We start from the raw sequence: 24,918 nt of genomic DNA on the forward strand, positions 1-24,918 counted from the left end.
TTTAAGGAAATAAAATTATGGAAGATTTTGATATAGATAAAGATAACGAGAAATTTAAAAGCGGAGTATGGAAAAAGGTTCTAAAAGAATTCGGTTATTTTAAGGAGCTTTTGGTTCCGGGCATTCTTTTGGGCGGTCTGACAGGAGCATTGGATGTTGTCCAGCCTAAGATGACCAAATATGTTCTAGACACCTTTGTAAAGGGGCGGGATTTAAGCAATTTTAATGCTTCAATCATTTTTACGGTAGTGTTCTTGCTGATTACTGCAGCCTCTACTTTTTTCTTTATAAAATTTGTAGGCCATTTGGAAATAAAAATGTGCCACCGCTTGAGAACAAAGTGTTTTACAAAATTGCAGTCACTTTCTCTTTCTTTTTACGATAAAAATGCCGTCGGCTGGCTTATGTCAAGAATGTCCTCCGATATAAATAAATTATCCGGTATTGTCGCATGGGGTGCAACCGACCTATTTTGGGGTTTTTGTATGATGATGGCTGTAATAATTGCTATGCTTGGAGACAGCCCTCGGCTTGCTCTCATAGGCTTACTGACCCTTCCCGTAATTGTGGTTTTCAGTATTTATCTGCGGGGTAAAATCTTAAAAGCACAAAGACGGGTGCGCAAAATAAATTCTCAATTGACAGCCTCCTACAATGAGGATATTCAGGGTGCTAAGACAACTAAGACCTTGGTTCGTGAAGAACTTAATGCAAAAGAATTCTTGTTCAAAACCGAGGAGATGAAAAAGGCATCTATCATTGGTATCTTAATTTCGTCTATTCTTATGCCGACCGTTCAATTAATCGGCGCTGTCGGCACCGCCCTCATGATTGTGTATGGAGGAATTTCGGTTGTTTCGGGGGCTATTACGATGGGCTTGCTGGTTGCCTTTTTTTCTTATGTTACTCAGTTTAATGCTCCTTTAGCTGAAGCCGCCGACCTTTTTGCCGAATTTATTTCGGCTCAGGCAGCCGCCGAGCGAATCTTCGGGCTTCTTGAAGAGGAGTCCGAAATTAAGGACAAGGATGAGGTTATAAAAAAATACGGTACAGCCATTTGTCCCACAGATGAAAAACGGCCGGCTATTAAGGGTAATGTAAAATTTGACGATGTTTCTTTTTGGTACAAGGAGGGAGAACCTGTATTAAGCGGTTTTAGCCTCGATGTTGAAGCGGGACAGACTATAGCCTTGGTCGGGGCTACGGGAGCCGGAAAATCTACCATTGTCAATCTTTTTTGCAGGTTTTATGAGCCCAAAAGCGGGCGCATCCTTGTAGACGGTATAGACTATACGGATATGCCCGAAAGCTGGATTCACGAAAATCTAGGCTATGTGCTTCAGTCCCCACACCTTTTTTCGGGAACGATTGCAGAAAATATCAGGTACGGAAAATTGGATGCAAGCGATGAAGAAATTATCGAAGCTGCAAAGTTGGTAGATGCCCATGATTTTATAGTTAAAATGGAAAAGGGTTATGATACGGAGGTCGGAGAAGGCGGAAGCCTTCTTTCTACAGGACAAAAGCAGCTTGTTTCTTTTGCCCGCACCTTGGTAAGAAACCCGCGCCTTTTTGTTTTGGATGAAGCGACTTCTTCGATAGATACCGAAACCGAACAAAAAATTCAAAGCGCCATTACGACCGTATTGTCGGGACGCACCTCCTTTGTTGTAGCCCATAGATTATCGACAATAAGAAATGCGGATAAGATAATTGTTGTTGAAGGCGGAAAAATGATTGAATGCGGTAATCATGATGAGCTGATGAAGCAAAAAGGCCATTATTATGAGCTTTATACCCATCAATTTATCAGTGAAGAGCAAAGGTCCTTAAACATAAATAGTTAAAATTATCCTCATTGCTGTTGTCTTTTTACAATTATAGGTGTATAATAGAAGGAGGAGGAATTGAAAATGCAAAAACTCTACTCGAAAATATTTATCGCAATTTTATGCACGGCTCTTGTTTTAGGCTGTAAATCGACTCCGAAGCAGGCTTCTGATACACCATCGGGGCCCGGACAGATATCCATTAATTCGGTTACATGGATGATAGAAAGATTGGATATTTCAATATGGAACGGAACGCTTAAAGGCAACGGCGAGATGTTTATAAGTTTTTTTATCAATTATGAAGGATCTTTTAATACAAATTATGTCCAGAAACTTTTAGTTGAATCCCCTGTCGATATGTGGATATTAAATTCTTCTCAGCTTGAAAAGATAACCGAAATTGATGACAAGGCTAAGATTGCATCCGTAAAACGCCTTCAATGCGGGGAAGGATCAGGTTCCGTTGCTCTCGGAAAGTGGAAATTCACTCTTACAGATAGGAACGGCAATAAGTATGAGCAGGTTCTGGATATTACCGGTTTTGAAAAGAAAGCTCAAGATAAAACAGGTGAAGCAAAGGCTGAAGAAGGAAACCTTACTTCTGCTGAAACGGCTCCGGCAAATATCAAAATGATAGTTCCTCAATCTTCGTCAAAGAATGAGATAGCCGCTCTTTCGGTTCCTGTAATCAAATCGGTTTCAAAGGATTCCGATTCGATAGAAATTTTCTTTTCGGTAAATGATGAACGCGTAAAAAACGGATATTTCTGGTTTGATGTGCCGGGAGAAAAATACTATAAAGATTCCGGTTCTATGATAGATGCATCGGGAAAGCCTGTAAACGGATGCAGAGCTTTTTCAAAGGATGGAAAGGAATGCCGCTATATTCTGCGCAAGGATGATTCCAATTCCGATTGGTTTAATAAGATAACCGCCTGTTTCTTTGTTGTATCCGATACAAATAGGGTTTCTTCTCCTTGGGAAGAGAGAAACAGAACCGTAAGTGCCAAGGCTGAAGTCAAATAGATTTACAGGTTTACGAGGAAAAGATGAAAAAGAGATTATGCAAATCATCAAGGGATAAAAAAATTTTAGGAGTTTGTGCAGGCCTTGCCGAGTATCTTGGTGTTGACCCTGTTTTGATAAGACTCCTGTGGATCATATTTGCCTTAGTTGTGGGTTCAGGAATCATTGCTTACATAATAGCGGCTATTATTATGCCCTATGATACGGAAGTTAAGGATGATGATGATGAGTCTTATGAATATGCCCCTCGTGATTGATTGAGTTTATAACTATTAAAGCAAAAAGCTGCCGATAAAGGCAGCTTTTTTATTTTAAATTACGCGAATCATAGCTTGGATAGGCTTCGTGCTCTCTATGTATTTCGGTATAAAGCAAGTCCTTAATATCTTGAAACTTTTCATCATCTATTTGAAAATATTTTAAATTTTCTTTTTTACCCTTTAAAAATGCATCAAACCATAATACTGAAAGACGGGAATAAAGTTTAAATGCTTTTTCATCATACCCTCCGGATAGGGGTGTTTTAAAAATATCCAAGGCTCCATTATGCTTTATATGTTTAAATGAGAGAAAACATGCAGGGGCATCTTTATTTAAGTTTTTAAAAAACTTGTAGGTTTTTTCAGGATAAGCAGATCTATCAATTTCGGAGGTTAAAAATAAAACGGCACTTTTAATTTTCGGGAATTCGTCGCCTAGTTCTTCATTGGAGCTTGCTATGGCTTCAACAAAAGATGAGGCTCCATTATAAGGATGGATTGCGCTTATAGCCTTAACTTCAGGCCTAAGACTCGCATAATAAAAAGATGCAGGCCCGCTCATCGAATGGGTTACAATACCTATATTATTTATATCGATTAAGCCGTATAAATCGTGAGAGGCATCTTCGTTTTTATTCTTTATCAAGTTGTGGACGGCAGTAAAGGTTGGAATCCAATCTTTTGGGATGGCTTTTTTCTTTGAAGTAAAAAGAGCTACGGCATATCCGTATGAGGCAAGATAGTGTCCGATAGGTAACAAACCGTATTTATAATTAGCCCATCCATGGCTTACTAAGATAAGAGGATATTTCCCCTTTTTTTTAGGTATATAGACTGTAACTTCGTCTCTTAAATTTTCTTCATCTGAAAGGCTCTTGTCCTCTTTGTTGTCCTCCAATGTTTTTTTATAAACACGGTTAAATCCTATCATATTTTTGTCATTGTAAGCTCTTATATCGTAGGGGCCTTCAAAGATTTTATGCTCGTCTTGTAAATGAGAGTTCATAATAAACTAAAAGAATTTTTTATGATCTTCTGCAGCTCTTACAAGGCCGTCCACCAGTCCCGGTTCCATGCTGGAGTGTCCTCCGAATAAGACAATGTTCAAATTCGATTTGGGTAATTTTTTATGCAGTTTATAAGCGGAGAAGGGCGGACAGTCCATATCGTACCTTCCTTGCACGATAGTACATGGGAGGTCTTTAATTTTATTGCAGTTGTTTAGGATATAATTATCATCCTTAAAAAAGCACTTGTGCAAAAAATAATGACATTCAGCCTTGGCCATAGCAAGGGCTTCTTCATCACTCATATCATAGACAGCCGGAAAGAGACGCACGAGGGCCGATTCCCAACGGCTCCACTTATGGGCAGCTTCAAGCGAAAGTTTTTTATCTTCTCCAAAAAGGCGTTTTGAATAAGCTCTTACCAAGGAGCTTCTTTCTTCCAGCGGAATAAAATTTTGGTAGGCTTCAAAATCTTCAGGGAAGAATTTGGAAGCTCCGCCTTCTTCGTAAATCCAGTCTATTTCTTCTTGCGTTCCTAAAAAGATTCCTCGTAGGATTATAGATACAACCTTATCGGGGTGAGCTATGGAATAGATTAGAGCTAGGGTACTTCCCCAGCTTCCGCCGAAGACCATCCATTTTTTAATACTTAGATGTTCCCGTAGTTTTTCTATATCTTCAATTAGATTTTCCGATTTGTTTTCTTTCATCTCGCAAGGAGGTAAACTTTTTCCTGCTCCCCTCTGATCGAATAAAACTATTCGGTAAAATTCGGGATCAAAATACTGGCTGGCAACCGGAATGCAGCCGCCTCCGGGGCCTCCGTGCAAAAATACTACGGGCTTTCCATTGGGGTTACCGTATTGGGCATAATAAATACTGTGAATATCCGAGACCTTTAAAAAGCCTTCATCAAAAAGCGGTGTTTTTTCATATAAAATTTTCATAGATTACCTCTTATATTAAAATCCATGATAGCTTTTTTGTTGCGGAATTTCAAGATACCATATGATTATAAGATTTTTTTTCTATAGATCTTTTCTGCCTTGAATAATTAGAAAGCGATAACGATTTTTTTTAATGCCCTTTTAAGATATGGCGAGATTCTTTCAAAGGAGCTTATAGAATACACCAAGGCCATTGTTCATAATCTTATATCCCGCTTCTTTATCGAAAACTGGGAACCGAAAGAATTTATAGAGCACTTTCAAAAACAAATAATGTGGATGAAGAACGGGCTTAAGAGCAGGGAATTAACTTCTTAGTCCTTATACAAATCCAATTCTATAAGCTCGTTGTTTTCCATGATAAAAGGTTTTGCCGTATCTTCGTCTTGGTAATGTTTATATTTTAAAAAGAGGTAATTATAGCAATCTTCTTTTTTGGCAAATTTTACGGCTTGAAAGGGTTCGGAAAAAGAAAGTTTTTCTACAAACAGGAATGTGTCCTTGTTTTGCAGCAATACGCCCGTGTGTCCTATAAAAAGAAAGTCTCCGTCCAAGTTATCATGCAGAACAACCGAAAGCATTTTTGCATTTTTATCGAAACCTATGTTTGCAAAATGTTCTTTCATCTTTTGGGCATGAATGAGAATATCCTTTGTATTTTCGGTTTTTACCCTCGAAAATAATTGTTTAAACCTTTCAGTATCATTATCATTAAATATTTTCCCTACGGAGATAGCTTCATTATCCATAAACAAAAGAGCATCATCGATAGGGGCTTTTTTAATTTCAATATTATCCTTTAAAAGCATAAAGACATTTATCCGGCAATTTGTTCCGATAAAATTGCCTTTTTTAGATTTCCATAATTCGTCTATTTTTTGCTCATCATACTCAGGAGGCTCTTTTTCAAAGCCCTTTGTCAAGCCGGTTTTTTCTATCGTTTCATTATAGTCGATAACTCCCCGTATAAAGGCTTCCGCATTTTTATTTTCCAAATGCGAATTCAAAACAGCTTGAACTTCTTTTATACTTTCATCGTCACTCATGTTCGAAAATAGGGGTTTTTCGTCTTGTACCTCATTTTGAGTTATAAGAGCTTCTTTTGTACCATTATTCTTTTGACATGATACAATGAGCATTACCATAAGCACTGTTAATATTTTTTTCATTATTGTCTCCTGTGTTTCTATAAAATTTCATGTTTATTTGCATTTAATTATTGCGCTAACCGTATTCTATCATAAATTATTATTTTAATAAACTTGGGGCGTCCTTTAAAAATTTAAAAGTTGTATAGACTTTTTTCCTAAACCCGCCTTAAAAATAAGCCGAAAATTTATTGAAGTAACATAGGATCAATGTATAGGAGGTTCATATGCAAGCACTTGATGTTCGTATGCAGGCTTTGCCGGTAAAAGAGCCGGAAAGAGAAGACTCTGGGGACATTAAAAGAGCTGATGCGGAACCTGTAAGAAACGGAGATTCATTCCTGGCAATGATCAAAAAGATGATTGCCGCCGCCAAGGATGGAAGCAAGGAGACTGATGAAGCCCGATTTGAAGATATTAGTCTTAGAGAAGACAAAATTAGGGATTCATCGCTTCAAAAGGAAGCAGGAAGGCAGAATACGGAACTATCATCTGAAGACCATAAGTCTAAGAAAATAGATGCTGAAAATCTGCTTAATTCCAAAGAAGCTTATTTAAAAGAGCCCAAGAATTTGCTAAAAAAGCCTAAGACCGAAACTCAAAAGCCGGACTCAGAACATTTGCAGGCTGAAAAGAGTCAAAAAAATGACCTTGAGCTAAATCTTAAAATTCTTAATGAGGATTTTAAGGAGGAAATTAAGGACTTTTTGCCGCAAGATGTAAAAGAAGAAGAAACTATTTATCTTCTTTCAGATGAAGCTTTAAAAAAATTAGATAAGGCAGACAAGAAAAAGACTCAGTCCCTTGACGAAGAAAAGGCGGTACAAGCCGGAAAGTTGGGGCTTTTATCCAAGACCGATAAAAAGGACTTATCAAAAAAACTTTCTTCGCAAACCGAGGCAGCACAGGAAAATTTAAACAAAAAGCCGGTTTCCAAGTCTAAACCTAAGATTTCCGTAGAAGATTTACGCTCAATGCCTTCTGCCCAAGCGGATGCTGCTATTCATACCACAGCTTCCGAATCTCGGGTTGAAACGGACAATTCCGTCGATATGGTAATCGATTTTAGCGGAAAGGCTCAAAATGCGTCACAGGGCGGAGAGCTGCAAAACACTCAAACCGGAAGCGAAACCCAAAAAACAAGTCAAACTTTTTCTGCTATGTTGGCTCAAGAAATAAGGGATGCTTCAGCAGACTTTGTACAAGCCGGAAAAATCGTTCTCCGCGACAATAATGCAGGAGAAATAAGGCTGCATCTAAGACCTGAAAATCTGGGAGCCGTAAAAATCAATTTGGAGCTGAGCGAGGGAAAACGGGTTACGGGAACAGTAACTGTTGCCTCTAAAGAAGCCTACGACGCCTTTGAAAAAAATTTGGATAATTTGGCCAAAGAATTTAAACAAAACGGTTTTGAATTTGCCGAATTTAATTTAAATTGGTCGGGCTTTTCGGGGCAAGAAGGCTTTGCCGAAAGTTTTGAATCTTTCTCAGATTTTGTTTATAAAAATCAAGAACAAGATTTAAGGCAGCTTGAAAAAACGGCCGATAATTTGAGTACCTACAGTTACGTTTATGGTCCGACTGTAGATATTTTAGCTTAAAGAGGTAGTTTATGCAGGTAAACAATGTTAATAACAGTATGATAACCACCGCTCTTGAACAGACGGAAATGATGAAGGATTTTAAATCCGAGATGAGTCCTGAAGAAAAGGCTCTTTTAGGCCTACAGGTCGACACCTTAAATAAGCAGAATTTTGCAGAAACAAGGGTTCCAAAACAACAGCTTGGAAAAGACGATTTTCTTCAGCTTTTAATTGCCCAGCTCACCCATCAAGATCCCACATCTCCGATGGAAGACACTCAATTTATAGGGCAAATGGCTCAATTTTCATCCCTTGAGCAGATGACCAATATGAACAAAAACTTTGCCGCCTTAAACGAGCTTATGACAGGCTCATCGGCCGTAAACGCCGTCGGCAAAAAAGTTGACTTAGACCTAGGGTCTTCACAGGTTTCCGGTTATATTTCAGCCGCAACACGCGGTATCAATCCGGAAGTTATGGTAAACGGAAACTGGTACAACTGGTCAGCCGTTAAAACGGTTTATGCAGATAACAATTAGGAGGCAATAATTATGATGAGATCATTATTTTCGGGTGTAACCGGAATGCAAAATCACCAAACAAGAATGGACGTTATCGGAAATAACGTAGCTAACGTAAATACAACAGGTTTTAAGAGGGGAAGAGTAAACTTTCAAGACTTAATTTCACAGCAATTAAGTGGTGCAGCCCGTCCTACCGAAGAACTCGGCGGTGTAAACCCCAAAGAAGTCGGCTTGGGTATGATGGTCGCAAGCATTGATACAATCTTTACTCAAGGAGCCTTGCAGACAACAGGAGTCAATACCGATCTTGCAATTCAGGGAAACGGCTTTTTTATTCTTAAAGACGGAGAAAAAACTTTTTACACAAGGGCCGGTGCCTTCGGTATCGATAAAGAAGGAACCTTGGTAAATCCCGCAAACGGAATGAGAGTCCAGGGCTGGATGGCTGAAGAAGCTGACGGATTCAGGATAATCAATACATCGGGCCAGACGGAAGATTTAAATATTCCTATAGGTCAAAAACTTGATGCAAAGGCAACTACAAGTGTAAACTATGCTTGTAACCTTGATAAGAGACTGCCTGAATTGCCCGAAGGAGCAAACCGGGCTCAAATTTTGGAATCTACTTGGTCTACCGAATTTAAGGTCTACGACAGTTTCGGTGAAGCCCACGAGCTTCAAATCGATTTTGCCAGAGTACCCGGGGAAGTAAATGCTTGGCGGGCAACCGTAAATGTTGACCCTACAAATGCAGACGCTACAGCTACCCGTGTAGGAATTGGAACAACCGACGGCGTTCAAAACAGCTTCATAGTCCGTTTTGACAATAACGGACATCTTGCTTCCGTTACCGACACTGCAGGAAACGTAACGTCTCCCGCAGGGCAAGTTTTGGTTCAAATTTCATACAATGTAGTAGGCGCAAACCCTGATGAAGCCGGAGCTCCCACAAGACATACATTTGACGTAAACTTAGGCGAAATCGGAACTTCCAAAAATACAATTACTCAGTTCTCCGATAAGAGCACTACTAAGGCCTATGAACAGGACGGATATACTCTAGGTTATCTTGAAAACTTTAGAATCGACCAAAGCGGAATTATCACCGGCGTTTATTCCAACGGTGTAAGGCAGGAAATAGGTCAGATAGCTATGGCCGGTTTTGCCAATCAGGGCGGTCTTGAAAAAGCGGGACAAAACACCTATGTTCAGTCCAATAACTCGGGTATTGCCAATGTTTCCACATCGGGAACCGTAGGTAAGGGCTACTTTATCGGCGGAACTCTCGAAATGAGTAACGTAGATTTAACCGACCAATTTGTAGACATGATCGTTACTCAAAAAGGCTTTCAGGCAGGTGCTAAAACAATACAAACTTCAGATACAATGCTTGAAACAGTCTTGAACTTGAAACGATAGTATGGTATAATATAGGGTATTATTTATGATACAGGTAACGCGGCTAAACGGAACAAAGTATTGGATTAATCCTCATCAAATTGAAACTATTGAGTGTAATCCGGATGTTACTTTGCAGATGCTTTCAGGAAAGTATTATGTAATTAAGGAAACACCTGAAGAAATTTTGGAAGCTATAGTCGCGTACCGCCGTAAAATCGGTATATTTAAAAATGAGTTGTAGTAGAAGCAAAAAGGGGTAGATATGGATATAGCGTCGTTTATAGGAATATTCGGAGGTATAGCAGTTGTTGCATTCGGTGCCATCCTCGGCGGTTCGGCCGGAGGTCTTATTCACCCGGCTTCAATGTTCATTACAATTGGCGGCTCCTACATGTGTCTTTTTTTAACCTATCCTTTATCCTATACGATAGGAATTTTCAAGGTTGTTGCAAGAGTTTTTAAGGTAACCGATTACGGTGAAAAGGCTCTGGTTCAACGTTTTGTTGCTCTATCCGAAAAAAGCCGCCGCGCAGGTCTTCTTGCATTGGAAGAAGAAATTGAAGACTTTGAAGATCCCTTTATGCGCTCAGGTCTAAGGAACGTAGTTGACGGTATAGATGGAGAGGCTATCCGCTCTCTTATGGAGAACGAGCTTAATCAAATGGAAGAGCGCCATAACACATGGATATCCTTAGTAAATGCTTGGGCAACCCTCGCCCCCGGTTTCGGTATGTTGGGAACGGTTATAGGTCTTATCGGTATGTTGTTAAACTTGGATGATAAAACTGCTCTCGGCCCTAACATGGCTACGGCTCTTGTTACAACCTTTTACGGTTCTCTTATGCAGAACTGGCTCTTGGTTCCTATAGCAACAAAGCTTATGTACCAAAACAATATGGAAGTTAAATCCAAAGAAATGATTATAGAAGGCGTACTTGGAATTCAAGCCGGAGATAACCCTCGAATTTTGGCTCAAAGGCTTATTACGTATTTGACGCCTTCCGATAGAAAAGCAATTGAGGCGGAAGTATTAAAGGATTAAAATGGCAAGGAAAAAGAAACACGGTCCAAGCGCCGCCGGAAGCGGATGGCTTACCACTTATGCAGATATGGTTACTCTCATGCTTTGCTTTTTCGTAATGCTTTTTGAGCCGTCTGAGGTCGATGTAACTCAGCTCATGGCTCTTTCCGCATCAATAAGCGGTGACCCGACCGGAGGCGGTCTTTCTGTTTCTGCAGGCAGACTTTCAGACCTTGGAAACACCATAAGCTCAATGCCTTCAATGGAAAAAGGGAAAATGCTTGCAAGTGCCTTAAAAAAGGCTGTTTCGCTTTTTGCTCCCGAAATCAAAACAAATAAAATTGCAGTTACAAGCGATGAGAGAGGAATAGTAATCAGCTTGGCATCGGATGTTTTCTTTTATCCCGGAAGTGCAGAGCTTAATATTGCCGAATCCAGAGATACGCTTTTAAATCTCGCTCAGTTTTTATCTTCTCAAGATTTGGCTTCCTATAGGTTTAGGGTTGAAGGGCATACCGATTCGGGCGTAACGGATCCGAATGTATGGAAAAGTAATTGGGAGCTTTCATCTGCAAGGGCAATAAATATTTTGCACAGCCTTACGGACTTCGGAGCTCAAGAATCCAGATTTTCCGTAGCAGGCTACGCAGACACTCGCCCTATCTTTTCAAATGATACGGCAGAAGGAAGAGCCTACAATAGGCGGGTTGATATAATTATTCTTGATGATGCACATTTTTAGTAAAAATAAAAATGTGCCGATTATAATAGTAAGGAGAAAATTATGGCTGATAATGACTTAATGGATGACGATGATATTCAGGAAAATATGGCTTCATCAGTAGATACCAAAAAAAGAGGTGCAGGTCTTATACCCATGCTGATAAAATGGGTTGCTATTGTATTGGTTGCTCTAATATTCATTGTTACCGTTGTAGTTATTACAATGAACATAAGAGATAAAAAAGGCTCATCTCATTCAATATCCCCCGTTTCTGAAGAGTACAGGGAAACAAGGGATGTTTTGCAGTGGTATCAGGCAATCGGTATTTTGAAGGTACATACGGCAGATAGAATTCCTGCAACCTTGATAGTAGATGTCGCCTTAGGCTATACTAACAACGATAAGTCGACACCTCAAGAGCTTTCTGCAAGAAAGGTCGAAATAATAGACTTTTTACGCTCTTATTTTAAAGGCAAGACTACTGCTGAATTAAGACAGGAAGAAAAAATAAAGATTGAAATAAAGCACGAAATAAACGATAATGTACTTACAAAAAATAAAATAAAGGATGTTCGATTCACGCAATACGATATTGTTGAACAATAAAGGATAGGAGAGCCATGACAGAAGTTCTTTCGCAGGATGAAATAGATCAGCTTCTCACCGCAATAAGCTCAGGAGATACGGATACAGAAGATTTTCGTGCCGTTAATGACACCCGTAAAATAAAAATTTACGACTTTAAACGTCCCGATAAATTTTCTAAGGAGCAGATGAGGACGGTACAGATGATGCATGAAACCTTTGCCCGTCTTACAACCACTTCTCTTTCCGCTCAGCTGCGAAGCATGGCTCATGTTCACGTAGCAACCGTAGAACAGCTTACGTATGAAGAATTTATAAGATCAATACCTACGCCGACAACCTTGGCGATTATAAACATGGATCCTTTAAGGGCAAGCGCTCTTTTGGAGATAGACCCCTCGGTTACCTTTTCGATTATAGACCGTTTGTTCGGCGGTAAGGGACAGGGTTCAAAAGTTCAGAGGGAATTGACCGAAATAGAAAGCTCCGTCATGGAAGGCGTTATAGTCCGTATCCTTGCAAATATGAGGGAAGCTTGGACTACCGTAGTAGATTTACGTCCCCGTTTGGGAAACATAGATACCAACCCTCAGTTTGTTCAGATTGTAACCCCCTCTGAAATGGTACTTTTGGTAACATTGGAAACTAAGGTTGGAGAAGAAGAAGGAATGATGAATATCTGTCTTCCTTACATTACCCTTGAACCGATTATATCAAAGTTATCGACACAGTTTTGGTTTTCGTCGGTCAGAAGGGCTTCGACGGGACAATATGCGGCAGCAATTAAGGATAAGCTTTCGACCGTTGAGGTTGATATGGTTGCCGAGGTAGGCTCCTTGGATGTTTCAATCAGGGATGTTCTTAACTTGAGAGCCGGAGATGTTGTACGCTTACCCAACGTAAGGGTAGGGGATCCTTTTAAGCTTACAGTAGGAAGCAGGCCTAAATTCTCCTGCCAACCCGGCGTGAAGGGTAAAAAATTAGCAGTTCAGATTTTGGAAAAAATAGAAGATATTAGCGGTGATGAATTCGAAGAATTAACATCGGAAGGAGATGAGTTGTATGAGTGATGGTTCAATTTCTCAAGATGAAATAGATGCTTTGTTATCGGGAGTAGGAGGAGGCGGAATTGCATCGGCTCCTGCTGCAGGTGCAGGCGATGATTTGGCCGGTTTTAAAAAAACAGCCTTACTTCAATTTACAAAAGAAAACATCCCCGGGCTGTCTTCGAACTTGGAGTCCATGACGGGTAAAAGTGTCAGCATTTCCGAGCCGGTTATCGAGTTTTCCGATAGAGAGACATTTTTAAGAAAAGTATCCGAAATGACTGTTGCCACCCTCATTGATTTTTCGGGATCTATGAGCGGTGATCATGCCTTTATGATGAGTCCTGAGCTTGCAAAGAAAATAGTCAGTTTGGTAAATCATGAAGAAAACGTAGAAATAGACGATATGGCCCTTTCGGTTATAAGTGAGACAATCGCTCAATATGTGGGTACGGAACTTAGTTACCTTGAGCGTGCCGGACTTACCGGTGTTGCATCTTCTCCGGCAGAATCTTCACATGTTCCTAAGGCTATGATGAGACTACCTCAGCGTAACTTTGTAAGCATAACTTATAATGTTAAGCTTGATGATTCTGCATATCAACTGTGGGAAATTCTTTCTGAAGATGTTGTCGATAAAATAGCTTCTACGATTGCAGGTCCTGATCCTTCAATGCAGGGTATGGCTGCAATGGGAGGTATGCAGAATATGGGTGCAATGCAAAACAATGGAATGATGGGCGGTATGCAGATGGGAGCTACGCAAACAGGCGGCCCCGCACAGCAAATGTTCGGTTCAGGTATGCCCCAAGGATCGCCTCAGCAAGGAGGAAATATGCAGGCTATGAATAATATGGGCATGATGCCCCAAATGGGAATGGGCGCCAGTGTTCAGCCTGTTCAATTTCCGCCCCTTCAGGGTTTTGTAAGTCAGGAGGAGCAGGGTAATATCGGTCTTATCATGGACGTTTACATGGAAATGACCGTAGAACTAGGACGAACAAAGCGCATGATTAAGGAAATTCTTGGAATGGGCGAGGGTCATATTATTGAGCTTGATAAGCTTGCCGGTGAACCTGTAGATGTTCTTGTAAACCACAAGCCTATAGCCAAGGGTGAAGTTGTAGTTATAGAAGAAAGTTTCGGTGTCCGTATAACCGAAATTTTATCTCCGGCTGAGCGTATTTCGGATATATAAACCTAAAAATCGGGTGGGGGTTTTAATGAGCTTGGGGAAAAAGCTGTTTTTTATTATTTTCTTTTTGTTTTCGGTGACCTTATTTGCAGAAAATGACGGAACTTCTTCGGATGGAGATTCCCTGTCTTCAGAGTCGGGTATTCTATTGGACGCAGGTAAAAAAGGAAATATTGAAAGAAATGAGGGGGATGCATTACCTGCCGGAAATGGAAGTGCTTTTGATTTGAATGTTGCAGAAAGGACTCAATCTCCTATTTCCAGACTTTTACAAGTTCTTGTATCTTTAATTATAGTATGTATTTTGGCCTATGTTGTGCTGAAATTTTTGAAAAAATCTTCACTATCTTTTTCTTCGGATAGTCCTTATCTAAAAAGTGTTGCCTCAATTAACATTGCTCAAGGAAAAAGTATTCATGTTATTACCTTGGGTGAAAAGGCGTACATTGTAGGCGTTACCGATTCTTCAATAAATATGATAGGGGAAGTTGAAGATAAAACCCTTGTCGATACCATGAATTTGGATGCCGAAAGACGCAGCTCCCCTCCCAAACAAGACTTTGCTTCTATGCTGTCATCGGTTTTTAAAGGCTCAAAAAACAATGACGTTGATGTAAATTTTTTTGAAGCACAACGTGAAAGGTTAAACAAGGCTGCTAAGGCTCAAGTACCGGAGGAAAGAGAATGAAAAGAAATCTTTTAATTCTGGTTTTTTTTGGTATGATTCTTTTTATTCCGGTTCAAGTTTTTTCTCAGTCGAGGTTTCCCGAAGGTACTACTGCCGGAAGGACGGATGCCGATCCTAACAGGCAGGCTGGGAGAATTCCTTTTATCGATTTTTCGATAAGAGAACCTTCGACAAATAAAGATGTTGCTTTTTCAGTTCAGCTTTTAATTTTTATCACGCTTATTTCGATAGCTCCAAGTCTTTTGTTATTGATGACGAGCTTTTTGCGTTTAAGTATTGTTCTGGATTTTGTTAAAAGGGCCTTATCTCTTCAACAAGTGCCGCCGACTCAGGTTTTAAACGGAATCGCTTTTTTTCTTACCCTGTTTATAATGTGGCCGACCTTTACCCAAATATACAATAACGCTTATAAACCTATGAGTGAAGGACAGATCGGGATAGAAGAAGCCTATAGGGAGGCTGAAAAACCCATGCGGTATTTTATGTACAAACAAATGCAAAAAAATCCGACCCATATCCGCACATTTATGGCTATGTCTAAACTCCCAAAGCCTGATACTCTTGCAGATGTGCCTACTCATATTTTAATAGCTGCCTTTATATTACATGAGCTTACAATAGCTTTTCAAATCGGAATATTTTTGTACCTGCCCTTTATTATAATAGATATGATTGTAGCCAGTATTCTTATGTCTATGGGTATGATAATGCTTCCGCCCGTCCAAATATCTATGCCGTTTAAATTGATTCTTTTTGTTATGGTTGACGGCTGGGGACTCCTCTTCGGTAAATTATTTGAATCGTTTTTATAAAAAGATCATTTCGTCCAAAACGAATGTCAGCGTTGAAGTGCGGGTGCTAGATGTTTCCATCTATTTTATTGGCTTTTAAAACTGCATGTATCATATCATCATTTTTATACTGCTCGCCTAATTCTTTTATATTCTCAATAAATTTCTTATTATCTTCAATATATTCATAAAAAGAATACACCTCAAGATTTTCTTTTGCATAACAATAAAACATGTCATTATATTTTTTACACAATTTGAAAAATAACTTATAGTTTTTTGTTTTAATTAAATAATATAATAAATGCATTACAGGGTGTATAATAGTATCCATTATCATATACCGCCATAATTCAAATGAAAAACCTGTTGGCAAATCTTTTCTCTGTAAATCCGCTTCTGTATACAATAGCACAATATTTTTATATTTATTCAGTTCAAAGATTAATTTCTTCTGTAATTCTGTAATATGCTTATTCTTATTTTTTATATAATTTTGTTTATTGAATATATCGATATTACTTATTTCTTGAAAATCTTGGTTATATACAATAGCGTTTAGTTTATTTTTTGAAAACATAATCCATTCCAAAAGATGCGCAATGACATCTTTATAATTCCAATCATCATAATTACTGACAAGTTGTTCACTTTTGTAACTACTTATAAAATCAGCAATATCTATTTCTATTTTATTGATTTCTGTTATTATTTCTTTAATTGTCATTTTTCTTTTTTTCTGTATCCATAATTTTTATCAGCTGGTTCTTAAATTCAGGAATAATGTTTTTTGCAACATCCCACACAATTTCATAATCAACGGAAAAATAACCATGAATGAGTTTATCTCTCATACCGGCAATATTTCTCCATGGAACTTCTTTATATTTAATTATTACATCACTTGAAATATTTTTAACGGCTTCTCCGATAATTTCAATACTTCGTGCAAAAGCTCGTTGCGTTTTTTCATCTTTTAAAAATACTTCTTTTGATATGGTCCTTGTTTCAGATTCCAAAAAAACAATTTCATCAAAAATATGCTTAAATAACTCTTCATTTGATCGATACATATTCAACCTCATTGAGTATTCTCTGACCAATATAAGGACTTAAACTTTCTATGGTTAATAAATCTATTTTTGTATTCAAATTATCTTCCAAGTAATAAACTAAATTTATAAAGTTATTATAATTTTTTTTATCAGTATGGAATTCTACTAATATATCAATATCGCTATTTTTATTTTGCTGATTATGTACATAAGAACCAAAAAGACCTATTTTTTTTACGCCATAGGACTGGAGAATGTTTTTATTATATTCTAAGAAATTAAAAATCTCTTTTTTTTCTTTAGGTTTCATACTTCTATTATACCTTTTTTTAATATTAAATCTAGATTTATACCTGAAAAATTCAGCTCGTGCAGTAGCACGAGTCCATCTAACCTACATTATATCTATCTAAATAATACACCGGCAAATTATTTTTTTCAAGGTATCTTAAAAAATACTATTGACTGCTGGAAGAATTATTTAAAATTTGTTATATTGTCAGCCGAGGTTTATATATGAAAGGTAGAAAATTATTTTGGTTGGCAGCACTGGTGCTGCTTTTTTTTGCCTGCAACAGCAATAAGAAAATTGGCGAGCCTAAAACTGTTACGGCTTCATTGGGTGCGGAACCGAGTATTTTGGATGCTGCAAAGGCTTCAGACAGGTACTCTTTTATAATATTGGACTATATAAATGAAAATTTAACCGATATTTTAACTGAAGATAATGGGGAGATAAAAATTCTTCCGGCCCTTGCCGAGTCTTGGACTCATAATGCCGATTATACGGAATGGACTTTTAAATTGCGTGAAGCCTATTGGTCTGACGGTGTAAAGATAAGGGCTGAGGACTTTGTTTACAGTATTCGCCGTATCATCAATGCCGAATCTGCCTCACCTATGGCAATGTATTATGACTATATCAAAAATGCTCAAGATATTTTAAAGGGTAAGCTGGACTACTCCGAAATAGGAATCAAGGCTCTTGATGAAAGAACTCTTCAAATAATAACCGAAAATCCTATAAAAAATCTTCATGAATTTGCCGCAAAAATTCCGCCGCAAAGGGAAGATATTATAAAAGAATTCGGTCTATCCTACGGCAGCGAGGCCGAAAAAATAATTTGCAGCGGAGCTTTTAAAGTAAAAACTTGGGTGCATAACAGCAAGATTGAGCTTGTTAAAAACGAAAAATTTTGGAATGCTGAAAATGTAAAAATAGATGCTCTTACATTTAAAATAATAAATGAAGAAAATGCCGCCCTCGGTGAGCTTTTAAACGGCAGCATCGATATTGCAAATGCTTATTCTATCAGCTGGATAAATAAGCTGAAAAAAGAAAACCGCTTTGCCGAAATAAACGGAGTTGACAGCCGCGTTCAATATATCTTTATGAATCAAAAAGACAAGTTGTTTTCAAACAAAAAAATTCGTCAAGCTATTTCGGCAAGCCTTGACCGCAAAGAAATTTGTACCGACCTGTTTGACGATATTTATAAACCGGCCTACGGTTTTGTTTCGATTGCTACCGAGCTTGAAGGTAAAAATTACCGCAACCTTGCGGGCGAGCCGATTCAAGAATTGATAAAAAAAGTTCCTGATCCTAAGGCTCATTTTATTGAGGGCTTAAAAGAATTGGGACTTGGAGATGACCCTTCAAAGATAACAATTTCGATAATGTTCCCGTCAAATGAAAGCTCGAAATTTGATGAATATTTACAAAACAGGCTTTCAAATGTTTTGGGAGTAAATGTAGAGCTTGATAAAATCGAGGGAACGGTCTTTAAAAAGCGGAATAAGAGCTTGGACTATCAAGTCGGTTTTAAATCATGGGGCGGCGGTATTGATACACCCGCCAGATATTTGGACCTTTTTTTACCCGGAAATAAAATTGTTCCGATAGGCTGGGAAAATAATGAGTACACCGATTTGGTTTTACGGGCAAAAAAAAGCTCCGATTTTAGCGAAAAGCTGGAACTTTTTAAAAAAGCGGAAATGATTTTATTGGCAGAAGAATGCGGTATTGCTCCTTACGCAAACCAAACCTATAATATCTTTATGCAAACAAAATTAAAAGGAGTTAAACAGTTTTATCCGGGAACCTATAATCTAAAATACGCCTTTATTGAGGATTGATGTATATTACTGCTAAAAATAAGGTTAAAAGCTTATTTTTAAAATTCGGCATTTTTTGGTGGACAAAAGCTATAAAATGCGTTAGCATAATAGTATATAATCAACACATGGAGGCTTATGTTGAAGACGAAGTATATTGATTTGCCTACAATGGCAAAGTATCTTAAATCTGTCGGTGCCGAAACGGTTATTAAACGGCTTGTTCCTTATTTGGAAGAAGATTATAAAAGATGGAATGACTTTGACAAGGTTCCAAGGATGGCTCACCACAGTCCCGTAGGGGTTATTGAGCTCATGCCGATAGGAGACTCCAAAACCTATTCGTTTAAGTACGTAAACGGTCATCCTGAAAACCCTAAGCACAATTTTTTAACCGTTATGGCTATAGGAGTTTTAGCTGAAGTTTGTACAGGATTTCCTCTTCTTTTGAGTGAATTGACTTTGACAACGGCGGTTAGAACTGCCGCAACCTCGGTAATGGCTGCAAAGTATCTTGCAAAACCTAACCCTAAAAAGATGGCCTTAATAGGGAACGGCTGTCAAAGCGAATTCCAAGCTCTTGGATTTCATCATATTTTGGGGGTTGAAGAAATTTATTGCTATGATGTTGATCCTGCTGCAACAGATAAACTCATGGATAATCTTAAAGATGTAAAGGGCTTAAAGCTTATCAAATGCAGCAGCACAAAAGAGGCTTGTAAGGGAGTCGATATTATTACGACAATTACGGCCGATAAGAAAAATGCCATTATCATTACCCCCGATATGGTTGAGCCCGGTATGCACATAAACGCTGTTGGCGGCGACTGTCCCGGAAAAACCGAGCTTGATTCAAAGGTTCTTTTTATGGGAGACGTTTATGTAGAATTTGAACCTCAGAGCCGAATCGAGGGCGAAATTCAGCATATGGACGATAACTTTAAAGTTACCGAAATTTGGAATGTAATCAAAACAGGTAAACCTATAAACCGCAAGCCGGATGAAATTACCATTTTTGATTCCGTAGGTTTTGCTCTTGAAGATTTTTCAATTCTTCGCTTGATGTACGATATAGCAAAGGATGAAAATGTCGGTATTCCTCAGGAACTTGTCCCCGTTCTGAAGAACCCGAAAAACTTGTACGGTATGTTAAGATAATCTTTACCACATTATAGTTTCTAACGAAAGGCTTAAAACTTTTATAAGTTTTAAGCCTTTTTCTTATTCGTGCGGAGGGTTTAATACCCCGACGCTTGCGTCGTAACGAAGGGTATTAAAGCCGACTGCAACCACCTTATGAGAACAACATACCCCGACACTTGCGTCGGGGTATGTTGTTTTAATTTAGCCTAAAAACATATTTTTTTATGCCGATATACTGGATATGGATATCATAACTTATTCGGATGCAGTGCATCATAACAATAGATCGTATCATAATAATAGATATAGAAAGCCGAATACCGTAAAAAAGAGCAGACTTAGCTCTAGGGATGAATCTTTGATTGTTTTCGGGCTCTTAGCTATGCTCACGGCAGGATTCCTATTTTTTTATTTCCCGATTTTAAAGCTTAATTGGGGGCTTTCATCAATAAGGTCTATATCATTTTGGGAAGAGCCTTCATCTATAAATGCAATGCGTCAATATACCATGCCTTCTTCTGAGATTGTAAAAGAATATGACCTTCCTCATTCGGAAACTGCAGAAGGTGCCCCTTTTTCTCCTGCTGATGTGCCCGATTTTATTACTGCCGTCGATTTTGAAGAATATATGGTTTCAAAAGGGGATACGGTAAGCGGTATTATTCAAAAATTCGGTCTTAAAAATTTAGGTACACTTCTTTCAGTAAACGGAATAAGCAGCGCAAAGAAGTTAAGGATAGGCCAAAAGCTGATTATTCCTTCGATTGACGGGCTTATTTATACGGCCGTAAAGGGCGATTCCTTGAGCTCTATTGCCGGTAAATTTAACCTGTCTATCAATGCAATCTTGGATGCAAATGACCTTGAGAATCAGACGGTAAGCATAGGACAAAAGCTTTTTATTCCGGGGGCAACGATGAGCTCCTTTGAGCTTAAAAAGGCCTTGGGCGAGCTTTTTATTTATCCTGTGATTGGAAGGCTTACTTCGCCGTTTGGTTACAGAAGAGATCCTTTTACCGGAAGGAAGAGTTTTCACACAGGTATCGATATTGCTTCTCCTATAGGAACTCCTATTAAGCTGACTCTCGACGGTACGGTTTCTTATACAGGCTATTCTGCCGTTTATGGTAATTATGTTATAGTTACTCATTCGGGCGGTTATCAGTCAATGTATGGGCATATGAATTCGATAAAGGTAAGGAGAGGCCAAATTCTAAATCAGGGCAGTATTATCGGAACTGTAGGAAATACGGGAAGATCTACGGGCCCCCATGTTCATTTTTCCGTATATAAAGACGGAAAACTCATTAATCCATTAACCGTATTAAAATAAGAATTACATAAAAAAAAGCAGGACGTGTCCTCACACGTCCTGCAAGATTGTATTTAGGATCAACCTAAATACCAACCGGCTAAGATACATGACTTAGAGCAAGAAGGTTGGTTAGCATTAAGACCATTTTGATAGGTCTGCTTCTTCAATGTCGAATACAAACTCTTCGCCGTCTCCAACCATCAAGCATGGGATGCCGATCTTTCCCTCCTTTTTGAGCTGATCAAATTCAGCTCTCTCGTCCCGATATTTTAACAAAAACTTTAGATAACCTAAATCTTCAGTAATGTCAAAATAGCGGAACTTTACTCCTTTTCTTTCTAAATATTCCTTTGCAGGCCCGCAATCGGGGCATAATTTACTACCGAATAAAAATAATTGTTTTTTCATAGTCTAGTACCCATCCGACATCTGGCGGTTTAAGTCTCTTTGACAAAGCTCTTGATATACCAAGGCCCTATCTTTTAGTTTTGCCTTAATTGGATCGGAAAAGGGCATGTACCTCCAAAATACTTCTCTAACTTCCTTGTCTAATTTTTGAATGCCTTCGCTTTCTTTTATCATCCAAGTTATATAATCCTGAATAAAATATTCTTTTATGTCACCTTTTAGTTTTTGGTTTTGGAACCATTGATAATAATTGCCGGTCAAGCCTTCTTCCATCCAATAGTAGGAAGCTTTTTCCTTTGCAACCTGCCAGCGTAAATCTGCAGTAGCCATTAAGAGGGAAACTTTAAGGCTTTTAGGATACATCGGGATTACTATTCTGCCTCTACTTGTAACCCTGTTATAGCGGTCAAAAGGTTCCCAGCAAAAGCCTATATCTCCATAAGTCGGAACCAATATGACAAAGGGAGGAATCCTGTTTAATTGATTTTTATATTGTCGGCAATAGGCTTGCACGTCTATATCTTCAAGCCATTTCATTTCTCTTAAAATGTTCTCGCGAGTTCCCAATTCTTTTGAAGAGCTTCTAAAATATTCACGGGATAGGATTGGAAAATGATTACCTTTGCGTCCGCAGGTCATTTTTGCCATCTGCTTAACAGTATCGAATTCTCCTTCGGCCCCGGACATATTGGTCGTGATTCCTCCGGAAGCATCAGCCTTCTCCCTCAAGCTGCGTACATCTGCATCGGCTTCTTTATAATCTGAAATACAGTTTTGTAATTCTTTGTCGAAATTGAGCAGTTTTTTCAGCCTTTCGTTTATTTGCATGATTTGCTGTTTTTGCGATTCCGAATAAGGCGATTTTACATTGGAAAAATTTGCCAGCATATCATGAGAGAACATGCTGTCAATTTGCTGTTTTATGGAGTCTTCATAACGGCTGATTTCTTCCGATTTTGCCCTCAGTAAATTATCGGCAGTTTGGAGTTTTCCCTTTGCCTTTTCTAAAAGCTGATTAAATCTTGAATTATCGTCTCTTTTTGAAATTTTAACTTCGTCCGTTGCCGAAGGGTTGATTTTTCCTATTCCGATTTCTCTGAACCACTCATCCAAATAATAGACTGCCTCACAATATTTATTTTCGTCTATTACTTTTGCAAACATATCTTTTTGTTCTGTGGTTAAAAGCGTAGGAAGAACAAGTCCGTATCTTACTGCATATTGTTTTTCTTTTGAAGATTTTCCTGAGGCTATTTTCATGACCATATCGGAAACAAGATTCCAATAGGCCGATTCGACTTGCTGTCTGAATACGGTTCGGTCTTTAGGGTCAGTAGTCGTTAAAAATTTGGTAAGGGAGGTATGAAGACGCTGGGCATTTTCGCCTTCGCCTTTTAGAACAGCCTTGTAAAACTCTGCAGTATCAAATAATGTATGGGGGGTATCGGAAAAAAACTTTTCAACTTTTTCAAAATGCGTTAAGGTAAGATCCGGTTCGCTCGGATCCCGCTTTGCTTCTCCTCTGGCTTCAGGAGCCATGGAAAACATCGTATCTCTGCTTAAACCGCCGGCTTTAATATCGGGGAATGGAGCTCTTTGACCGACATCAAAGTCAAAACCGGAAGAAACCGGAGGCGGCTGTACTGACGTATCACCTGAAGGCATTACTACATCTTTGAGAAGTTCATCAAGATCTATTTCAGTTGTCGAATCCACCGATTAAACCACCTTAATTAAACCAATAAGTCGGAAAACTAATAACTCTAAACATTGGAGATAAGGGGAATTGAACCCCTGACCTCTTGCATGCCATGCAAGCGCTCTACCAATTGAGCTATATCCCCATCAACATGTGCTGATTATATCAATAAAATGAATAGTCTGTCAAGGGTATTTTAAGAATATCTTGTTATTTATCAAAAATAATTATATCGGTTATTTTTTTCTTTAAACCTTCAAGACCCTGTCCCGTTGTAACCGAAATCTCGACGGCTTCGGGATAACGCTCTTTTAAGTTTAGTAATTGAGCCTCATCAAAAATGTCATCCATTTTGTTTATGGCAATTATAGAGGGCTTATCACTGCAAGAAAGCTCGTCTAAGACCTTTTTTGTTACTTCAAGACATTCAGGCATTGCAGGATGGGCTGCATCGCATACTATGATTAAAAAATCTGCAAGGGCGGCTTCTTCCAAGGTCGAGCGGAAGGCATCAATCAGCTGGTGAGGCAGATTACTTACAAAGCCTACGGTATCGGTCAATAAAATTTGAATATTTTTTTCGCCCGTTTGTAAAAAAACTTTTCTGGTTTCGGCATCAAGGGTGGCAAAAAGCTTGTCTTCGGTAAATACTTCCGCTCCCGAAAGTTTTTTTAAAAGGGAAGATTTTCCGGCATTTGTGTAGCCTACGATGGCTCCTATTTTTTTATCCCCGTTTAAGCGGGTTTTACGCTGTTCACTCCTTTGAAGTCTTACCCGCTCCACCTCTTTTTTAAGCTTGGCAATTTCGGTTTTTAAGCGCCTTCTGTCAAGCTCCAGCTTTTTTTCACCCGCACCTCTGGACGCTCCTCTTGTTCCTTTTGCCCCGCCTCTTTGTTGGGCTAGGCTCGTCCATCTTCGGGTAAGGCGGGGCATAGAGTATTCTAAACGGGCGAGTTCAGCCTGCAAGACTGCCTCCCTCGTTTGCGCCCTGTCCGCAAATATTTGGATAATAACCTCGGAGCGGTCTATAACGCAGGTGTTAAAGGCTGCTTCAAGGTTTCGCTGAATGCGGGGGCTTACCGCACTGTTAAAGACAACAAGATCGGCTCTTTCTTCTTCGATAGCTTGAGCAATTTTTTCAAGCTGCCCCGAACCTACAAGAGTTGCAGGGTTTTCTTTTGCTATTCTAAAACGGAGGGAGGATAGGGGCTTTAAAAAGATGGTTTCAACAAGACTTTTCAGCTCCTTTTCTTCTATTTCTTTTAGGGCTTCCGTATTTTTTTCCTGCAAGGAGGAGCGGCTTATATGAGAACTTGAGGCCGGCCCTGAAAATATATCGGTAAAAATAAGTAGAGCCTTTTTTGTTTCGTTATCGGTTATATACATGCGGTAAAGCTCCTTTGTT

Annotated in this window: 27 protein-coding genes and 1 tRNA gene; 18 read left to right on the forward strand and 10 right to left on the reverse strand. The window is 38.9% G+C overall.

What is annotated here, in order from left to right; genetic code table 11:
* The first annotated feature begins 17 nt into the window (after positions 1-17).
* From HYB91_RS00050 to HYB91_RS00060, 3 genes are all read left to right on the forward strand, one after another.
* Positions 18-1,847 carry an ABC transporter ATP-binding protein gene (locus tag HYB91_RS00050; RefSeq protein ID WP_002676262.1) on the forward strand — a complete coding sequence of 610 codons (1,830 nt, stop codon included), beginning with the start codon at positions 18-20 and terminating at the stop codon, positions 1,845-1,847.
* A 66-nt stretch (positions 1,848-1,913) separates the two neighbouring features.
* Positions 1,914-2,858, forward strand: coding sequence for a hypothetical protein (locus tag HYB91_RS00055; protein ID WP_002676261.1), 945 nt, complete (start codon positions 1,914-1,916; stop codon positions 2,856-2,858).
* Between the two features lie 23 nt (positions 2,859-2,881).
* A complete protein-coding gene (locus tag HYB91_RS00060) occupies positions 2,882-3,115 on the forward strand; it encodes a PspC domain-containing protein (protein WP_002673411.1) in 234 nt (77 codons plus the stop codon).
* A 49-nt stretch (positions 3,116-3,164) separates the two neighbouring features.
* Here the strand turns inward: HYB91_RS00060 and HYB91_RS00065 are convergent, their stop codons facing one another.
* Complete coding sequence (locus HYB91_RS00065) at positions 3,165-4,124, reverse strand: dienelactone hydrolase family protein (protein ID WP_002676260.1); 960 nt, start codon at positions 4,122-4,124, stop codon at positions 3,165-3,167.
* A gap of 6 nt (positions 4,125-4,130) precedes the next feature.
* A complete protein-coding gene (gene pip, locus HYB91_RS00070; protein ID WP_002666970.1) occupies positions 4,131-5,072 on the reverse strand; it encodes a prolyl aminopeptidase in 942 nt (313 codons plus the stop codon).
* Positions 5,073-5,246: 174 nt separating this feature from the next.
* On the opposite strand from pip, the gene HYB91_RS12975 reads away from it, so the two are divergent.
* Positions 5,247-5,390, forward strand: coding sequence for a hypothetical protein (locus HYB91_RS12975; RefSeq protein ID WP_353743517.1), 144 nt, complete (start codon positions 5,247-5,249; stop codon positions 5,388-5,390).
* On the opposite strand, the gene HYB91_RS00075 is transcribed toward HYB91_RS12975, so the two are convergent.
* On the reverse strand, positions 5,387-6,241 hold the full coding sequence (locus HYB91_RS00075; RefSeq protein ID WP_002676256.1) for a DUF4300 family protein: 855 nt from the start codon (positions 6,239-6,241) through the stop codon (positions 5,387-5,389). The two genes, HYB91_RS12975 and HYB91_RS00075, sit on opposite strands and share 4 nt — an antisense overlap.
* A 206-nt stretch (positions 6,242-6,447) precedes the next feature.
* Here HYB91_RS00075 and HYB91_RS00080 point away from each other — a divergent pair, with 206 nt between their 5' ends.
* From HYB91_RS00080 to fliP, 11 genes are read left to right on the forward strand one after another with little or no spacing between them, the layout of a single operon-like run.
* A complete protein-coding gene (locus HYB91_RS00080; protein WP_002676254.1) occupies positions 6,448-7,821 on the forward strand; it encodes a flagellar hook-length control protein FliK in 1,374 nt (457 codons plus the stop codon).
* A gap of 11 nt (positions 7,822-7,832) precedes the next feature.
* Complete coding sequence (flgD, locus tag HYB91_RS00085; protein WP_002676253.1) at positions 7,833-8,342, forward strand: flagellar hook assembly protein FlgD; 510 nt, start codon at positions 7,833-7,835, stop codon at positions 8,340-8,342.
* A 12-nt stretch (positions 8,343-8,354) separates the two neighbouring features.
* The gene (flgE, locus tag HYB91_RS00090) at positions 8,355-9,746 is read left to right on the forward strand and encodes a flagellar hook protein FlgE (RefSeq protein ID WP_002676252.1); all 1,392 of its coding nucleotides are present in this window, start codon (positions 8,355-8,357) and stop codon (positions 9,744-9,746) included.
* Positions 9,747-9,771: 25 nt separating this feature from the next.
* Complete coding sequence (locus HYB91_RS00095; RefSeq protein ID WP_002666985.1) at positions 9,772-9,969, forward strand: flagellar FlbD family protein; 198 nt, start codon at positions 9,772-9,774, stop codon at positions 9,967-9,969.
* Between the two features lie 21 nt (positions 9,970-9,990).
* Entirely contained in the window at positions 9,991-10,770 is a 780-nt protein-coding gene (locus HYB91_RS00100) for a motility protein A (protein ID WP_002666986.1), read from the forward strand.
* 1 nt (position 10,771) lies between these two features.
* Complete coding sequence (gene motB, locus HYB91_RS00105; RefSeq protein WP_002666988.1) at positions 10,772-11,491, forward strand: flagellar motor protein MotB; 720 nt, start codon at positions 10,772-10,774, stop codon at positions 11,489-11,491.
* Positions 11,492-11,533: 42 nt separating this feature from the next.
* Positions 11,534-12,079, forward strand: a complete 546-nt coding sequence (locus HYB91_RS00110; RefSeq protein ID WP_002666989.1) for a flagellar basal body-associated FliL family protein — start codon at positions 11,534-11,536, stop codon at positions 12,077-12,079.
* Positions 12,080-12,093: 14 nt separating this feature from the next.
* A complete protein-coding gene (fliM, locus tag HYB91_RS00115) occupies positions 12,094-13,128 on the forward strand; it encodes a flagellar motor switch protein FliM (RefSeq protein WP_002666990.1) in 1,035 nt (344 codons plus the stop codon).
* Positions 13,121-14,302 carry a flagellar motor switch protein FliN gene (gene fliN, locus HYB91_RS00120; protein WP_002676248.1) on the forward strand — a complete coding sequence of 394 codons (1,182 nt, stop codon included), beginning with the start codon at positions 13,121-13,123 and terminating at the stop codon, positions 14,300-14,302. The genes fliM and fliN overlap by 8 nt, the downstream gene beginning before the upstream one ends.
* A 25-nt stretch (positions 14,303-14,327) precedes the next feature.
* Positions 14,328-14,987, forward strand: a complete 660-nt coding sequence (fliO, locus tag HYB91_RS00125; protein WP_002676247.1) for a flagellar biosynthetic protein FliO — start codon at positions 14,328-14,330, stop codon at positions 14,985-14,987.
* Positions 14,984-15,799: a flagellar type III secretion system pore protein FliP gene (gene fliP / locus HYB91_RS00130; RefSeq protein WP_002673427.1), complete on the forward strand. Its 816-nt coding sequence runs from the start codon at positions 14,984-14,986 to the stop codon at positions 15,797-15,799. The genes fliO and fliP overlap by 4 nt, the downstream gene beginning before the upstream one ends.
* 46 nt (positions 15,800-15,845) lie before the next feature.
* Here the strand turns inward: fliP and HYB91_RS00135 are convergent, their stop codons facing one another.
* From HYB91_RS00135 to HYB91_RS00145, 3 genes are read right to left on the reverse strand one after another with little or no spacing between them, the layout of a single operon-like run.
* Positions 15,846-16,505, reverse strand: coding sequence for a hypothetical protein (locus HYB91_RS00135; RefSeq protein ID WP_002666996.1), 660 nt, complete (start codon positions 16,503-16,505; stop codon positions 15,846-15,848).
* Positions 16,495-16,851, reverse strand: a complete 357-nt coding sequence (locus tag HYB91_RS00140; RefSeq protein ID WP_002673431.1) for a HepT-like ribonuclease domain-containing protein — start codon at positions 16,849-16,851, stop codon at positions 16,495-16,497. The genes HYB91_RS00135 and HYB91_RS00140 overlap by 11 nt, the downstream gene beginning before the upstream one ends.
* Positions 16,835-17,143 carry a nucleotidyltransferase family protein gene (locus HYB91_RS00145; protein WP_002667001.1) on the reverse strand — a complete coding sequence of 103 codons (309 nt, stop codon included), beginning with the start codon at positions 17,141-17,143 and terminating at the stop codon, positions 16,835-16,837. The genes HYB91_RS00140 and HYB91_RS00145 overlap by 17 nt, the downstream gene beginning before the upstream one ends.
* A 206-nt stretch (positions 17,144-17,349) precedes the next feature.
* On the opposite strand from HYB91_RS00145, the gene HYB91_RS00150 reads away from it, so the two are divergent.
* From HYB91_RS00150 to HYB91_RS00160, 3 genes are all read left to right on the forward strand, one after another.
* Positions 17,350-18,969, forward strand: coding sequence for a peptide ABC transporter substrate-binding protein (locus HYB91_RS00150; protein WP_002676246.1), 1,620 nt, complete (start codon positions 17,350-17,352; stop codon positions 18,967-18,969).
* A 117-nt stretch (positions 18,970-19,086) separates the two neighbouring features.
* Positions 19,087-20,106, forward strand: a complete 1,020-nt coding sequence (locus HYB91_RS00155) for an ornithine cyclodeaminase (RefSeq protein ID WP_002667007.1) — start codon at positions 19,087-19,089, stop codon at positions 20,104-20,106.
* 226 nt (positions 20,107-20,332) lie between these two features.
* Positions 20,333-21,424 (forward strand): peptidoglycan DD-metalloendopeptidase family protein, encoded by a 1,092-nt coding sequence (locus HYB91_RS00160; RefSeq protein ID WP_002676244.1) that lies wholly within the window; start codon positions 20,333-20,335, stop codon positions 21,422-21,424.
* Positions 21,425-21,541: 117 nt separating this feature from the next.
* On the opposite strand, the gene HYB91_RS00165 is transcribed toward HYB91_RS00160, so the two are convergent.
* From HYB91_RS00165 to hflX, 4 genes are all read right to left on the reverse strand, one after another.
* Positions 21,542-21,814, reverse strand: a complete 273-nt coding sequence (locus tag HYB91_RS00165; protein ID WP_002667009.1) for a glutaredoxin domain-containing protein — start codon at positions 21,812-21,814, stop codon at positions 21,542-21,544.
* A 3-nt stretch (positions 21,815-21,817) separates the two neighbouring features.
* A complete protein-coding gene (locus HYB91_RS00170) occupies positions 21,818-23,530 on the reverse strand; it encodes a hypothetical protein (protein ID WP_002667010.1) in 1,713 nt (570 codons plus the stop codon).
* A gap of 55 nt (positions 23,531-23,585) precedes the next feature.
* Positions 23,586-23,658: transfer RNA gene (locus tag HYB91_RS00175), tRNA-Ala, on the reverse strand.
* Between the two features lie 65 nt (positions 23,659-23,723).
* A complete protein-coding gene (gene hflX, locus HYB91_RS00180; RefSeq protein ID WP_002676243.1) occupies positions 23,724-24,899 on the reverse strand; it encodes a GTPase HflX in 1,176 nt (391 codons plus the stop codon).
* Positions 24,900-24,918 lie beyond the last annotated feature (19 nt).

The sequence above is a fragment of the Treponema sp. B152 genome (assembly GCF_024181665.1).
In the GTDB taxonomy this organism is placed as follows: Bacteria; Spirochaetota; Spirochaetia; order Treponematales; family Treponemataceae; genus Treponema_B; species Treponema_B denticola.

Bases quoted from the DNA above. Each gene is read 5' to 3' on its own strand.
- HYB91_RS00050 (WP_002676262.1), top strand. From the start codon at position 18: ATGGAAGATTTTGATATAGATAAAGATAACGAGAAATTTAAAAGCGGA.
- HYB91_RS00055 (WP_002676261.1), top strand. From the start codon at position 1,914: ATGCAAAAACTCTACTCGAAAATATTTATCGCAATTTTATGCACGGCT.
- HYB91_RS00060 (WP_002673411.1), top strand. From the start codon at position 2,882: ATGAAAAAGAGATTATGCAAATCATCAAGGGATAAAAAAATTTTAGGA.
- HYB91_RS00065 (WP_002676260.1), bottom strand. From the start codon at position 4,124: ATGAACTCTCATTTACAAGACGAGCATAAAATCTTTGAAGGCCCCTAC.
- pip (WP_002666970.1), bottom strand. From the start codon at position 5,072: ATGAAAATTTTATATGAAAAAACACCGCTTTTTGATGAAGGCTTTTTA.
- HYB91_RS00075 (WP_002676256.1), bottom strand. From the start codon at position 6,241: ATGAAAAAAATATTAACAGTGCTTATGGTAATGCTCATTGTATCATGT.
- HYB91_RS00080 (WP_002676254.1), top strand. From the start codon at position 6,448: ATGCAAGCACTTGATGTTCGTATGCAGGCTTTGCCGGTAAAAGAGCCG.
- flgD (WP_002676253.1), top strand. From the start codon at position 7,833: ATGCAGGTAAACAATGTTAATAACAGTATGATAACCACCGCTCTTGAA.
- flgE (WP_002676252.1), top strand. From the start codon at position 8,355: ATGATGAGATCATTATTTTCGGGTGTAACCGGAATGCAAAATCACCAA.
- HYB91_RS00095 (WP_002666985.1), top strand. From the start codon at position 9,772: ATGATACAGGTAACGCGGCTAAACGGAACAAAGTATTGGATTAATCCT.
- HYB91_RS00100 (WP_002666986.1), top strand. From the start codon at position 9,991: ATGGATATAGCGTCGTTTATAGGAATATTCGGAGGTATAGCAGTTGTT.
- motB (WP_002666988.1), top strand. From the start codon at position 10,772: ATGGCAAGGAAAAAGAAACACGGTCCAAGCGCCGCCGGAAGCGGATGG.
- HYB91_RS00110 (WP_002666989.1), top strand. From the start codon at position 11,534: ATGGCTGATAATGACTTAATGGATGACGATGATATTCAGGAAAATATG.
- fliM (WP_002666990.1), top strand. From the start codon at position 12,094: ATGACAGAAGTTCTTTCGCAGGATGAAATAGATCAGCTTCTCACCGCA.
- fliN (WP_002676248.1), top strand. From the start codon at position 13,121: ATGAGTGATGGTTCAATTTCTCAAGATGAAATAGATGCTTTGTTATCG.
- fliO (WP_002676247.1), top strand. From the start codon at position 14,328: ATGAGCTTGGGGAAAAAGCTGTTTTTTATTATTTTCTTTTTGTTTTCG.
- fliP (WP_002673427.1), top strand. From the start codon at position 14,984: ATGAAAAGAAATCTTTTAATTCTGGTTTTTTTTGGTATGATTCTTTTT.
- HYB91_RS00135 (WP_002666996.1), bottom strand. From the start codon at position 16,505: ATGACAATTAAAGAAATAATAACAGAAATCAATAAAATAGAAATAGAT.
- HYB91_RS00140 (WP_002673431.1), bottom strand. From the start codon at position 16,851: ATGTATCGATCAAATGAAGAGTTATTTAAGCATATTTTTGATGAAATT.
- HYB91_RS00145 (WP_002667001.1), bottom strand. From the start codon at position 17,143: ATGAAACCTAAAGAAAAAAAAGAGATTTTTAATTTCTTAGAATATAAT.
- HYB91_RS00150 (WP_002676246.1), top strand. From the start codon at position 17,350: ATGAAAGGTAGAAAATTATTTTGGTTGGCAGCACTGGTGCTGCTTTTT.
- HYB91_RS00155 (WP_002667007.1), top strand. From the start codon at position 19,087: ATGTTGAAGACGAAGTATATTGATTTGCCTACAATGGCAAAGTATCTT.
- HYB91_RS00160 (WP_002676244.1), top strand. From the start codon at position 20,333: ATGGATATCATAACTTATTCGGATGCAGTGCATCATAACAATAGATCG.
- HYB91_RS00165 (WP_002667009.1), bottom strand. From the start codon at position 21,814: ATGAAAAAACAATTATTTTTATTCGGTAGTAAATTATGCCCCGATTGC.
- hflX (WP_002676243.1), bottom strand. From the start codon at position 24,899: ATGTATATAACCGATAACGAAACAAAAAAGGCTCTACTTATTTTTACC.